This is a genomic window from Vibrio sp. YT-17 (assembly GCF_033337375.1).
Classification (GTDB): Bacteria; Pseudomonadota; Gammaproteobacteria; order Enterobacterales; family Vibrionaceae; genus Vibrio; species Vibrio alginolyticus.
Genome location: NZ_JAWOQP010000009.1, coordinates 82,901 through 95,448, shown reverse-complemented (window position 1 = coordinate 95,448; position 12,548 = coordinate 82,901). Strand labels below are relative to the sequence as shown.

General features: G+C 43.3%; 10 protein-coding genes. 5 read left to right on the top strand and 5 right to left on the bottom strand.

Annotated elements, in window-relative coordinates:
• The first annotated feature begins 84 nt into the window (after positions 1–84).
• Positions 85–1,545 carry a sensor domain-containing diguanylate cyclase gene (locus R7F67_RS10835; protein WP_005380815.1) on the top strand — a complete coding sequence of 487 codons (1,461 nt, stop codon included), beginning with the start codon at positions 85–87 and terminating at the stop codon, positions 1,543–1,545.
• Between the two features lie 51 nt (positions 1,546–1,596).
• Here R7F67_RS10835 and dusC read toward each other — a convergent pair whose 3' ends face one another.
• Positions 1,597–2,556, bottom strand: coding sequence for a tRNA dihydrouridine(16) synthase DusC (gene dusC / locus R7F67_RS10830; protein ID WP_005380816.1), 960 nt, complete (start codon positions 2,554–2,556; stop codon positions 1,597–1,599).
• Between the two features lie 170 nt (positions 2,557–2,726).
• On the opposite strand from dusC, the gene R7F67_RS10825 reads away from it, so the two are divergent.
• Complete coding sequence (locus tag R7F67_RS10825; protein WP_005380818.1) at positions 2,727–3,344, top strand: YecA family protein; 618 nt, start codon at positions 2,727–2,729, stop codon at positions 3,342–3,344.
• Between the two features lie 79 nt (positions 3,345–3,423).
• Here the strand turns inward: R7F67_RS10825 and dsbB are convergent, their stop codons facing one another.
• Together dsbB and nhaB are read right to left on the bottom strand one after the other, a co-directional pair.
• Positions 3,424–3,960, bottom strand: a complete 537-nt coding sequence (gene dsbB / locus R7F67_RS10820) for a disulfide bond formation protein DsbB (protein ID WP_031779052.1) — start codon at positions 3,958–3,960, stop codon at positions 3,424–3,426.
• 83 nt (positions 3,961–4,043) lie between these two features.
• Positions 4,044–5,630: a Na(+)/H(+) antiporter NhaB gene (gene nhaB / locus R7F67_RS10815; protein WP_170893534.1), complete on the bottom strand. Its 1,587-nt coding sequence runs from the start codon at positions 5,628–5,630 to the stop codon at positions 4,044–4,046.
• Positions 5,631–6,269: 639 nt separating this feature from the next.
• Between nhaB and fadR the strand changes: the two genes are divergently transcribed.
• Positions 6,270–7,109: a fatty acid metabolism transcriptional regulator FadR gene (gene fadR / locus R7F67_RS10810; RefSeq protein WP_005380824.1), complete on the top strand. Its 840-nt coding sequence runs from the start codon at positions 6,270–6,272 to the stop codon at positions 7,107–7,109.
• 110 nt (positions 7,110–7,219) lie between these two features.
• Here fadR and R7F67_RS10805 read toward each other — a convergent pair whose 3' ends face one another.
• Together R7F67_RS10805 and metG are read right to left on the bottom strand one after the other, a co-directional pair.
• Positions 7,220–8,029, bottom strand: a complete 810-nt coding sequence (locus tag R7F67_RS10805; protein ID WP_005380827.1) for a hypothetical protein — start codon at positions 8,027–8,029, stop codon at positions 7,220–7,222.
• Between the two features lie 210 nt (positions 8,030–8,239).
• The gene (gene metG / locus R7F67_RS10800; RefSeq protein WP_170893533.1) at positions 8,240–10,315 is read right to left on the bottom strand and encodes a methionine--tRNA ligase; all 2,076 of its coding nucleotides are present in this window, start codon (positions 10,313–10,315) and stop codon (positions 8,240–8,242) included.
• Between the two features lie 162 nt (positions 10,316–10,477).
• Between metG and apbC the strand changes: the two genes are divergently transcribed.
• Both apbC and udk read left to right on the top strand, forming a co-directional pair.
• Entirely contained in the window at positions 10,478–11,554 is a 1,077-nt protein-coding gene (gene apbC, locus R7F67_RS10795) for an iron-sulfur cluster carrier protein ApbC (RefSeq protein WP_318057178.1), read from the top strand.
• Between the two features lie 180 nt (positions 11,555–11,734).
• Positions 11,735–12,376 carry a uridine kinase gene (udk, locus tag R7F67_RS10790; RefSeq protein ID WP_005380833.1) on the top strand — a complete coding sequence of 214 codons (642 nt, stop codon included), beginning with the start codon at positions 11,735–11,737 and terminating at the stop codon, positions 12,374–12,376.
• The last annotated feature ends 172 nt before the right edge of the window (positions 12,377–12,548 follow it).

Genomic DNA, 12,548 nt, shown 5'->3' with positions numbered 1-12,548 from the left:
TGCATTGCATGCGTCACCAGATAACGAGTATCAATTTAATAGCAGTCATAAGAGACTATTGACCTTTCATATGCATGGTACTCAATGGTAAACCAAAGGCGATTTAGCCTCTCATTTGTCATCTTTTTTCCTCTGGCGTTATTTGTAGTGGTTTTACTCGTGACAACGAAAAATTACTATGATGCGGTTAACCGCTATATCGATTCTGAGTATTCGCGTATCGAGCGTGCAATGTCTCGCGGTATTAAAGTACTCACGGCTTTAGATTACAGCTTCACCAACTATACCAATTACGCTAACCCACTGTTTGAAGAACATAATTCTTTAGTCAAAGAAGGGCTTTGTTATCTTTGGCCTATAGATGTGTTATTACTCGAAAGTGTTTATAGTGAAGGGTTACCTGCGGTTGACCTTGATTATATGATCGTAGGGGACGAAAGCTTATGTCAGCAAGGTTCAACGATTAACCAGTTAGCTGAACAAAAGGCGGGTTTTGCGCCGTCATTGTCATTTCTGCACGATATTGAATCGCACATTGTTGGAATTCATTACATTGACAAGCGCGGTTACGTTATCTCCTCACCCGATACCTACGCAAAAAATTTCACGAGAGAACTTTTGTCAACGCTAAAAGCCCGACCTTTTTGGCAAAAAACCGCGCAAGATAAAGTGAATATTACCTTGGCTGGACCAGGGCCAGTGTTGGACTCGATGGAAGGTCAAGTCATTAGTATGACGGTACCCGTCTATGAGAAAGGAGAACACCAAGGTGTTTTGTCTATTGATTTTGACATCAATACGCTCATGGCTTCGTCGCTAGGTCTTGTTGGTCAGTTTCATTTGGTTTCCAATTTACAATCCATTCCTTCAAACAGTACACGAATCAAACCAGTCGAATTAGAGCGATTGAGTGCGAATCACAGCATGTACTACGAGTACAACCTTTGGGATGAAGCTAAGAACCTAGCGGTTTTTGAAAAATACAGCCTTATTGTCGCACTATTTATTTACGTGCTGAGTACCGTCGTCTTGTTCTATGTGAATATGCATAGCGAGCGACGCTACTTTAAAGAACTGGCAGCAAGAGACCCAATGACCAGCTTATTGAATCGTCGAGGTATGCAAACCGTGTGGCGTAATAAGATGACAAAAAAACAGGTTGCTTTAGCAGTGTTCGATATTGATAACTTCAAGAAGATCAACGACACCTATGGTCATGATGTCGGTGATTCTGCAATTCAGCTTGTTGCAAAATGTATACGTGAAAATATTCGCCATACCGATGTTGCCTCAAGGTTTGGTGGCGAAGAGTTCGTTTTAGCGATTTATGACGAAGATTCAGAGGGCATTAAACTCATTTTAGACAGAGTAAAAAAGGCCATAGATGAGCGCTCGACACGCGTAACGAAAGAAGGCTTTACGATCTCTGGCGGTGTGGTGTTTAGTAAAGAGAGCCGAGTAGAAAACTTTGATGAATTGTTTAAAGCGGCGGATGAAAAGTTATATCAAGCCAAAAGTACCGGCAAAAATAAGATCTGTTACTAGGATTTAGATACAAAAAAGGACGAGATATTCGTCCTTTTTTGTGTTCGGGAGTTATGCAACCTGAGAGTTTAAGTCATCGCGGTAGCGTTGAATATGCTCAACAATTGGTGCGGCTTTGTTGAACGTTCTGATTTCTCTAAATAGGTCTTTTGCTTCAGGATAAGCTTGACGTAAGTAAGAGAACCATTGTTTTACGCGGTTTGGGTAATACAAGCCTTTATCGCCTTTCATCTCGAACTTGGAGTAATAGATGAGCAACTCAACCACCTCGGGCCATGACATTGGCTGGTGGTTATGTTTTACCATATTGCCTAAGTTAGGGATATTGAAAGCGCCTCGGCACACCATTAAAGAGCTAACGCCAGTCGTTTCAATGCAACGTTGACCGTCTTCATAATTCCAAATTTCACCATTCGCTATCAGTGGGATATCGAAACGTTCGCGAATTTGGTTGATGTAATCCCATTTTATCTCAGAAGCTTTATAACCACCTTGTTTAGTACGTGCGTGTACGGTCAGTTCATTTGCGCCAGCAGACTGAATGGCATCGACAATTTCAAAGCAATCTTCAGGGTTCTCCCAGCCAAGACGAATTTTTGCAGTTACGGGAATGGCTTCTGGAACGGCTTCTCGACAAGCTTTAACCACACGGTGAATGAGCTCTGGATGCTGGAGTAGCGCTGCTCCACCTTTACTTTTGTTGACCATTTTGGCTGGGCAACCAAAGTTTATATCAATACCTCTGGCGCCAAGGTTTGCCGCTTTAATTGCGTTCTCAGCCATCCAGTTCGGTTCTTGTCCCAACAATTGCACATGTACTGGCACACCAGATGCGGTCTGAGAACCTTGCAACAGCTCCGGGCATAAACGGTGAAATACATGATCGGGTAATAGCTGGTCGATTACGCGAACAAACTCCGTAACACACAGGTCATAGTCGTTTATCTCGGTCAGGATTTGGCGCATCAAATGATCTAAAACGCCTTCCATTGGGCCTAGTACAACTCGCATAGCTTGCCTAATACAGTTTGGTGGTAAAAAGGAGGGCGATTGTAGCGATGTAAGTTAAGTTTGTCATTAAAAGAGTCGAAGCGCCCAATGCAGTCAAACACACAACGTTAGGTTACGTGCTTTTGAGCTCTGAGGTATAATGCCGCCAAATTTATGGGAAACCAGATGTCATGCAATACACATTGATTGAAAAAGGTGAAGTTCACGTCGATGAATCTTGCCTATTTATCGAAGGCGCAGTGTTAGCTGCGAATCTGACGACAAAACCACTCGCTCCTGAAAAGTGGTTAGAGCCGCTATTAGGTGAGGGATTCAAAGCGATTCAACCAGCTGTGGAAGAGCAAATTCACAAGCAGCATAACCGAATTCAACGAAACGAATATTCCGTGCTAGAGCTAACAGGCAAAGAACCTGAACAACTTGCTGATTTTGCCGAAGGCTTTATGTCTGTTTGGCCAATGATTGAAGAACAGTGGCAAGACGTTGAGCTCAATGATGGATTACAGCGTATGCTGCAAGCATTACTGACCACTTTGATGCTGGCGATCGATGAGCCAGCAACGCAGCAACAGATGCGTGACGCAGGTATTGAAACGCCACCGGCCCTGACAGATTTAGTCGACCAGCTTGATTTAATGGTCGGTGAAGTCGCGCTGGGCGCGGATGAGTTGATGGTAGGCAATAAAGCTCAAAGCCTAAACCCATTCAAAGGTATCGGGCGCAATGATCCCTGTCCTTGTGAGAGCGGAAAAAAATTCAAGCAGTGCTGTGGTCAATCACGCGGCTAAAGCGAATCGCCGCGCTATCCACTTAACAAAAAGCCGACCAGATGGTCGGCTTTTTGTTAATTTTTACGCGTCAGTAGGATTAACGAATTGGATTAACGCGTTTTGCAGGGAAGAATTGTGCAATTACAATTAATGCCAAAGCGATTAAATTGCCTGCAAAAATTACTACTAACCATTGTGGCATTGATAAATCAAGGAGCTGCCACACAACCTTAGAGCAATCACCATATGCTTCAAACATCCAAGGAACCCACTGATTGAGCGGAGCCCAGCTGGGGAATGTGACGAATAAATCGCAAGTCGCGAATGGTGATGGATTAAACTGGTAGTCAACGTGCTGCATTGCAAGTAACAAACCCTTGTAAGCACTTAATCCCCAGCCTATCAAACCTAGCCAGCGGAAAATTGGGTTCTTGGGTGCCAATATACCAACCATTGCAGCGACGCCCACTCCCATCATCGCGACTCTTTCATAAATACACATGACACATGGTGCAAGCATCATGACGTGCTGAAAATAGAGGGCGCATGCTTCAAAGAAAACGACGAATAGCAGAAGCAGTAGCCACGATAAACGTCCCTTTGAAAACTGGTTAAGTGAATTTAAAATAGTCACGTTTTTGTTCCTGTCTGAAATAGAAAAAGCTCTGAATACTCAGAGCTTTTTATCGTGGATAAGTTTCCTAATCAACTCAAATTTTAGTGACCACCGGATACTACGGGAGTCAGATCACCACTATGAGGTAAAATCCAACCAGCTTCGTAGAAAGAAGCTGTTGCAGGCTCTAGGAAGAACATGATTCCCATCAGACCGACAATCGCAAGAACGACGGTGTAAGGCAGCGCCATGATAACCATTCGACCGTAAGACAGACGAATTAATGGAGCGAGAGCCGATGTGAGTAAGAATAGGAATGCCGCTTGACCGTTTGGCGTTGCAACAGAAGGCAGGTTAGTACCAGTATTGATTGCCACCGCCAGTAAGTCGAACTGATCACGAGTAATGAGACCCTCAATGAGTGCAGTTTTTACTTCATTGATGTAAACCGTACCAACGAACACGTTATCCGACACCATAGATAATAAGCCATTCGCCACATAGAACAGAGCTAGCTGAGTACCTTTATCTTCAACGGCAAGCACCGCATCGATGACTGGTTTAAACAGCTCTTGGTCAATGATTACGGCAACGATCGAGAAAAATACTGCAAGCAGTGCAGTGAAGGGCAGGGCCTCTTCAAACGCTTTCCCCATGGAGTGCTCTTCAATGACACCAGTAAATGCGGTCGCTAATATGATCACAGAAAGGCCAATTAAGCCGACAGCCGCTAAGTGCAAAGCGAGTGCAACGATCAACCAAACCGCAATAAGACCTTGAACCCAGAGTTTTGCGACATCTTGATTTGTTCGCGTTTTACGCTCTTCACGGTCAAAATCGACGAGGATCTGACGAACGTTATTAGGAAGCTTCGCGCCGTAGCCAAACACTTTAAGCTTTTCAACTAAAGAACAAGTGATGAGACCACAGAAAAATACAGGTAGTGTCACTGGAGACATACGGATTAGGAATTCACCAAATAACCAACCCGCTTGGTCTGCAATAATTAAGTTTTGAGGTTCACCAACCATCGTGGTTACGCCACCTAAGGCAGTACCTACACCAGCATGCATCAACAAAGAGCGCAAAAACGCACGATAGTTTTCTAGGTCATCACGCGTTAGTTCAGTGATCGTGTCATCTTGTGTATGGTCATGGTCACCGATAGGGTTACCAGACGCTACTTTGTGATATATAGAGTAAAAGCCGATCGCCACGCTGATAACAACGGCGATAACCGTCAAGGCATCCAAAAATGCAGACAAAAATGCCGCAGCAAAGCAGAACGCGAGTGATAGTAGGGTTTTAGAGCGAATGCCAAGTAAAATTTTGGTAAAAATGAACAGCAATAGCTGCTTCATGAAGTAGATGCCCGCAACCATAAATACCAGAAGTAGCAGTACTTCGATATTTGCTACTAATTCGTGCTTAACTTGCGCAGGGCTAGTCATGCCGATAGCAATGGCTTCAATAGCAAGTAAACCGCCAGGTTGTAATGGGTAGCATTTTAATGCCATTGCTAGCGTGAAAATAAATTCAGCGACCAACAACCATCCAGCTACAAATGGGTTTATTAGGAAGAATACAATCGGGTTAATTATTAAGAAGGCTATAATGGCAACTTTGTACCAATCAGGCGCTTTACCAAGGAAGTTCTTGATAAAAGCGTTTCCGAGCGATATCGGCATGATAATTCTCTTTATAACAAAATTATGAATAGACACTACAATAGTGCTTAAGTATCTGTTTGTTAGACTTATTAACTAGTCTTTAAAAACAATAACTTAGTAAAACAACAATCCTTTGTTTATTGTAGTCTTGCCAAGTTACTTCCCCTGAACTCAAGCACCGCTCACTTTCGACCGCAAACTCTACACTCAGGCATTTATTAGTCAATAACAAAACGTGATGCTACCGACTAAAATGACTTTTTAAATGTAATAACGCGATCAAAACGGCGTTACTATACCATGAAAGTCTTAAAAAAATCCTCTTGGATTTTAAATGACGGTCAGTGACGAGAAAAGGCAAATTAAGAAAGAATATTAACTGTGATATACAAAGTAATTTTTCATATTTTGAATATAAAAATGTGACACGGTTGTCTTTATTTCTCCGAGATTTGTGAGCTGTTTAATTAAATGAAAATTCATATTTTACTGCTTTCGCTCGCATGTTAGAGCCTCTTAAATTGACACAACATATAGAGTATTAACTCTATGTTATGGAGTCATTTCCACTATTGATCGTAAATTTTCTCAAACCGCTAAGTAGTGGTATGATGAGTAGTATCGACCCTCAGAAATCAATATTGGATAAAAAGTAGAATGGTCATAAAGGCGAAAAGCCCTGCGGGATTCGCAGAAAAATATATTATCGAGAGCATTTGGAACGGCCGTTTTCCTCCAGGCTCAATTTTACCTGCTGAGCGCGAGCTGTCCGAACTGATTGGTGTTACTCGAACGACTTTAAGAGAGGTTCTTCAACGACTAGCCCGTGATGGATGGCTGACTATCCAGCACGGCAAACCTACGAAAGTTAACCAATTTATGGAGACCTCTGGCCTGCATATTTTGGATACTTTAATGACGCTAGACGTTGATAATGCGACAAACATTGTAGAAGATCTGCTTGCGGCACGTACCAACATCAGTCCTATCTTTATGCGCTATGCATTTAAAGCGAACAAAGAGAGCTCTGAGCGTACAATTAAGAACGTAATCGAATCTTGTGAAGCTTTAATGAATGCGGCTTCCTGGGACGAATTCATCGCTTCTTCGCCGTATGCTGAAAAAGTTCTGCAGAATGTGAAAGAAGATAACGAGAAAGATGAAGCGAAGCGTCAAGAAATCTTGATTGCTAAAACGTTCAACTTTTACGATTATATGCTTTTCCAGCGCCTAGCATTCCATTCAGGAAATCAAATTTACGGTTTGATCTTTAATGGTTTGAAGAAGCTCTACGATCGTGTCGGTAGCTACTACTTCTCAAATCCAGCTTCTCGTGAGCTAGCTCTGAAGTTTTACCATCAATTGCTCGAAACTTGTGAAAGTGGCCAGCGTGAGCAACTACCAGTAGTGATTCGTCATTATGGTATGGAAAGTGCGTTGATCTGGAACGAAATGAAAAAGCAATTACCAACGAACTTCACGGAAGACGACAGCTAAGCGCTGACAAGTTGAATAAACGAAAACCGCAGTGCCTTAGGCCTGCGGTTTTTTTGTTTTTATTTATAAGTCGGCGACGAACCAAGCACCAATAATAAGGTATGGAACGTTTATCCTGCTAGTGAGAGTCTGGGTAACGGTAGATATAATGACTCTACGACATCTGAAAGGACATGGTCGTAAGTATTGAAGATGGTCAATGACAAGTCCGATGTGATGCCATAAAGCTCTGCTTCTGTTAAGTCGACATGACTCCCTGTCACGTATTCATTTAGCGTCTGTATTGAGCGCGTGGAAGCAGGAGAGGTAATGCTAAGTGGAGCGATAACCGCTAGTTGGTTTAGCTTACGCATCATGACCGATGCATAATTTTTGAAACGCTCATTTCCGCCTTGCTCTCCTAAATCTTGAATGCTGATTCGTAACTGAGTCAGGGTCTCCAAGCTATCCATAATGTTTTGCCAGTTCATGTGATACTCATTATGCAAGTCATCTCTTTGCTCAACCGCTAGCCATGCGATGGTTACTTCATCCATCAAAAACAAGCAATGACGAATTAACTTACCATGCTCCATCTGGTTTCTTGCAACACTATGGTCATTCCATTGTTCAAGTAGTTTCCCTACTTTAATCTGTAATACGCGATACATGGGTTTGTTTTCAAACCGTGATGTTTCGACTAAAAGATGCAGCTTGTTAGTCAGAGCATCATGAAGAGCGTCCAATTTTTGTTGATCGTTTTGTTGGAATTGAAGCGAGTAGTGAGTAGCAGCTCGGTGGTGTCTCAGAAGGTGAACAACATCTCGTAACAATGTTAACAGCTGATATTTGCGCGCATGTTGCTGCTCTCGTTTAGAAGATAAGTGATATATTCCGGCTAAAATAGCGATGGACAATAGTGTGGAAATCAAAACAAACATAACCAACTCCTTGTTAGTGTTTGGACCTAACAAGAAAGATTGCAGTTTTGATGCCACTAATTAAATTCTATTAAAACAGTGAGTTAGGCTTGTGACGGGAAAGATGCTGTACAAGTTTGGTGCACAAATTCCCCAAAAGTGTGAATTCAGTCAAAAAAAGTCCCCGCTGAACTGGCGAGGACTTTTTAAATTTGATCGTAAAGCTACAACTTACATTACGCGCATGCCAGGTTGAGCGCCTTCGTGTGGCTCAAGGATCCACAGGTCGCTACCACCAGGGCCTGCCGCTAGGATCATACCTTCAGACATACCAAACTTCATCTTACGAGGTTTTAGGTTTGCTACCATTACCGTTAGCTTGCCTTCTAGCTCTTCAGGTTTGTAAGCTGACTTGATGCCAGAGAATACCTGACGAGTTTCACCACCGATGTCTAATTGGAACTTAAGCAGTTTGTTGGCTTTTGGTACTTCTTCACAAGAGATGATACGAGCGATACGCATATCTACTGCAGCAAAAGCATCGAACTCAATCTCTTCAGCGATTGGTTCTTTGTCTAGCTCGGTTTGGCTAGCCTTGTTCTTTTCCGCTTCAGCTTTCTCTTTCGCCGCCATTTCTGCCGCCGCATCTTCTTTAGACGCTTCGATCATCGCTTCAACATTCTTCGGATCGATACGGTTGAACAGTGCTTTGAACTTAGTGATCTCGTGGCCTGTTAGTGGAGCAGCGATGTTTTCCCAAGTTAGCTCTTGGTTTAGGAACGCTTCAGTACGCGCAGCTAGCGATGGCATTACTGGTTTCAGGTAAGTCATCAGTACGCGGAACAGGTTGATACCGACAGAACAGATGTCTTGTAGTTCCTGATCTTTGCCTTCTTCTTTTGCTACAACCCACGGTGCTTTTTCATCAACGTATTGGTTAGCTTTGTCTGCCAATGCCGTGATTTCACGGATTGCACGACCAAACTCACGCGTTTCGTAAAGCTCAGCGATACGGTCAGCCGCAGCAACAAATTCGTTGTAAAGTTCAGGCTCTGCAAAGTTGTCAGACAGTTTGCCGTCAAAGCGTTTTGCTATGAAGCCAGCGTTACGCGAAGCTAGGTTAACAATCTTGTTTACTACGTCAGCGTTTACACGCTGAGTGAAGTCTTCAAGGTTAAGGTCTAGGTCGTCGATACGGCTGTTTAGTTTCGCAGCGTAGTAGTAACGTAGGCATTCCGGGTCTAGGTGCTCTAGGTAAGTGCTTGCTTTTACGAACGTACCTTTAGACTTCGACATTTTCGCGCCATTCACCGTTACGTAACCGTGGACGAATACGTTGTTAGGTTTGCGGAAGCCAGAACCTTCTAGCATTGCTGGCCAAAATAGGCTGTGGAAGTAAACGATGTCTTTACCGATGAAGTGGTACAGCTCTGCTGAGCTGTCTTTTTTCCAATACTCGTCGAAATCTAGGTCGTCGCGCTTGTCACATAGATTTTTGAAAGAGCCCATGTAGCCGATAGGCGCGTCTAGCCACACGTAGAAGAATTTGTTTTTCTCACCAGGGATCTCGAAGCCAAAGTATGGTGCGTCACGTGAGATATCCCATTGCTGCAAACCAGATTCGAACCATTCTTGCATTTTGTTCGCTGTTTCAGCTTGTAGCGAGCCAGAGCGAGTCCACTCTTTTAGCATGCTTTCAAACTGAGGTAGGTCGAAGAAGAAGTGCTCTGAATCTTTCATTACTGGCGTCGCACCAGAAACCGCAGATTTAGGATTGATCAGTTCTGTTGGGCTGTAAGTCTCACCACAGTTGTCACAGTTGTCACCGTACTGGTCTTCAGACTTACATTTTGGACAGGTACCTTTTACGAAACGGTCCGGTAAGAACATCTCTTTTTCTGGATCGAACAGCTGAGAGATAGTGCGGCTAGAGATAAAGCCATTTTTCTTCAACTCAAGATAAATGTGTGACGCTAGCTCACGGTTCTCATCTGAGTGTGTGCTGTGGTAGTTATCAAAGCTGATATCAAATCCAGCGAAGTCTTTTTGGTGCTCTTCGCTAACTGCGGCAATCATTTCTTCAGGAGTAATACCCATCTGTTGCGCTTTAAGCATGATTGGCGTGCCGTGAGCATCGTCAGCACAGATGAAGTTTACAGTGTTGCCGCGTAGGCGTTGGTAACGAACCCAAATGTCCGCTTGGATATGCTCAAGCATATGACCAAGGTGGATCGAACCGTTAGCGTACGGAAGGGCACAAGTTACCAGCATTTTCCTTGACGGAAAGTTTTTTGGATCGTTTGCCATACTTAATATTCGCTTTTCTTGATAGGTATAAATAAATTTTGATGGATAATACTACCCCATGAACTGACTAACTCCAAGGTGTCAAACTGCGGAATGCCTTAGTTTTTTTGGGGTTCTGGTTGAGCCTGGACGGTGGTAGCATGACATCTAAAAGGAGGGCTTATGCATCAGTTCACTTCAAAACAAGATTTTTGTCACTGGTTTAACCAATTCCAACATCCACAGTTGGTGGAAAACTGGGCAGATATTCATGGCGCAATTTCGATTACGACACAGGGTTCTATTGATATAACGTTGCCATTCGCAAGTAATGAGCTTCAAACCGTACTGCATGACTGGATCAAACAGCAGCAAGCCTCGGGTAAAGTGGCTGAATTCCCATTTAATATTCGCCTTGGAGTTAAAGCTTTAGAAACTCAAGTGGCTAACTCGGTTAAGGGTGTTAAGAACATCATTGCCGTCAGTTCTGCGAAAGGTGGCGTTGGTAAATCTACTACCGCAGTTAACTTAGCGTTGGCGATTGCTCAATCTGGGGCGAAAGTGGGATTGTTGGATGCAGATATCTATGGTCCGTCTGTACCTATGATGTTGGGGCAAGAAGATGCTAAACCAGAAGTTCGTGATGGCAAGTGGATGGAACCCATTTTTGCTCACGGCATCTATACTCATTCTATCGGTTATTTGGTGGATAAATCAGAAGCGGCGATATGGCGCGGTCCAATGGCTTCAAAAGCATTGTCGCAGTTATTAACTGAAACAGATTGGCCAGATTTGGATTATTTGGTGATTGATATGCCGCCAGGTACGGGGGATATTCAATTGACTCTGTCACAACAAATTCCGGTAACAGGTAGCGTGCTAGTCACAACGCCGCAAGATTTAGCCCTTGCCGATGCAAGGAAGGGAGCGGCAATGTTTAACAAAGTCCATGTCCCGGTTATTGGTGTTGTGGAAAACATGAGTTATCACATTTGTAGTCAATGTGGCGCGAAAGAGCATATTTTTGGTATGGGCGGAGCTGAAAAAATGTCGCAAGAATTTGGCTTAGCATTGTTAGGACAAGTTCCGCTTCATATCTCTATGCGAGAAGATATTGACGCTGGCGTGCCAACAGTAGCAAGACGCCCAGAAAGTGAGCATGCAGGGTATTATAAGCAACTTGCCGATCGCGTATGTAGCACGATGTTTTGGCAAGGCAAAGCAAAACCAGATGCGATTAGCTTTACAATGATGAACTAAGTTTACTATGCCTGTTGGTTGATAATTGCACATTTTAACGTTTGCTCGGAGGTTAATCCTCTGAGCAGGCAGAAACTTATGACTAAACCCTAATTCCAACTAGTAACTATGGGGTGAACTCCCTATAATCAGGCAGTTTATCTTTTTATGTGACTAGAAATCATCATCGGGTGCAAACTAATGTCTGATAATAATCAATGCGTCATCGTAGGTATTGCTGGCGCTTCTGCTTCTGGAAAAAGTCTGATCGCGAGCACTATTTATAATGAGCTTCGCGCGAAAGTAGGCGATCATCAAATCGGTGTCATCACGGAAGATTGCTACTACAACGACCAAAGCCACCTAAGCATGGAAGAGCGAGTAAAGACGAACTACGATCACCCGAGTGCGTTGGACCACGACCTACTGTGTGAGCACCTAGAAAAATTGGTACGTGGTGAAGCAGTAGAAGTGCCTGAGTACAGCTACACTGAGCACACAAGAACAATTAACACCACCACAATGACACCTAAAAAGGTGATCATTCTAGAAGGTATCCTTCTTCTTACAGACCCTCGTCTTCGTGATTTGATGCATGCGACAGTATTTATGGACACACCGTTAGATATTTGCTTGCTTCGCCGTGTTAAGCGTGATGTGGAAGAACGAGGCCGAACTATGGAGTCTGTTCTTAAGCAATACCAACAAACAGTACGTCCGATGTTCATGCAGTTTATCGAACCTTCTAAGCAATATGCGGACATTATTGTTCCTCGCGGTGGTAAAAACCGTATCGCAATTGATGTATTAAAAGCTCACATTGCAAGACTTTTGAAAGCTTAAGCCTATAGACGGCTATATCGCTTTATTTTTAGGAGAAGAAGTGGCACCTTAAGTGCCACTTCTTTTTTTTTGTTTTTAAATTAGTCAGTTGCAGGTTAAAACCAGACACTTTTCACGCTTTTGTGGAACTGTCAGCGGCAAATGGAGTCTGCGCTTATAATTGTAAAAACAC

Coding starts and splice junctions, on each gene's coding strand:
- R7F67_RS10835 (WP_005380815.1), top strand. CDS start 85: ATGGTAAACCAAAGGCGATTTAGCCTCTCATTTGTCATCTTTTTTCCT.
- dusC (WP_005380816.1), bottom strand. CDS start 2,556: ATGCGAGTTGTACTAGGCCCAATGGAAGGCGTTTTAGATCATTTGATG.
- R7F67_RS10825 (WP_005380818.1), top strand. CDS start 2,727: ATGCAATACACATTGATTGAAAAAGGTGAAGTTCACGTCGATGAATCT.
- nhaB (WP_170893534.1), bottom strand. CDS start 5,630: ATGCCGATATCGCTCGGAAACGCTTTTATCAAGAACTTCCTTGGTAAA.
- fadR (WP_005380824.1), top strand. CDS start 6,270: ATGGTCATAAAGGCGAAAAGCCCTGCGGGATTCGCAGAAAAATATATT.
- R7F67_RS10805 (WP_005380827.1), bottom strand. CDS start 8,029: ATGTTTGTTTTGATTTCCACACTATTGTCCATCGCTATTTTAGCCGGA.
- metG (WP_170893533.1), bottom strand. CDS start 10,315: ATGGCAAACGATCCAAAAAACTTTCCGTCAAGGAAAATGCTGGTAACT.
- apbC (WP_318057178.1), top strand. CDS start 10,478: ATGCATCAGTTCACTTCAAAACAAGATTTTTGTCACTGGTTTAACCAA.
- udk (WP_005380833.1), top strand. CDS start 11,735: ATGTCTGATAATAATCAATGCGTCATCGTAGGTATTGCTGGCGCTTCT.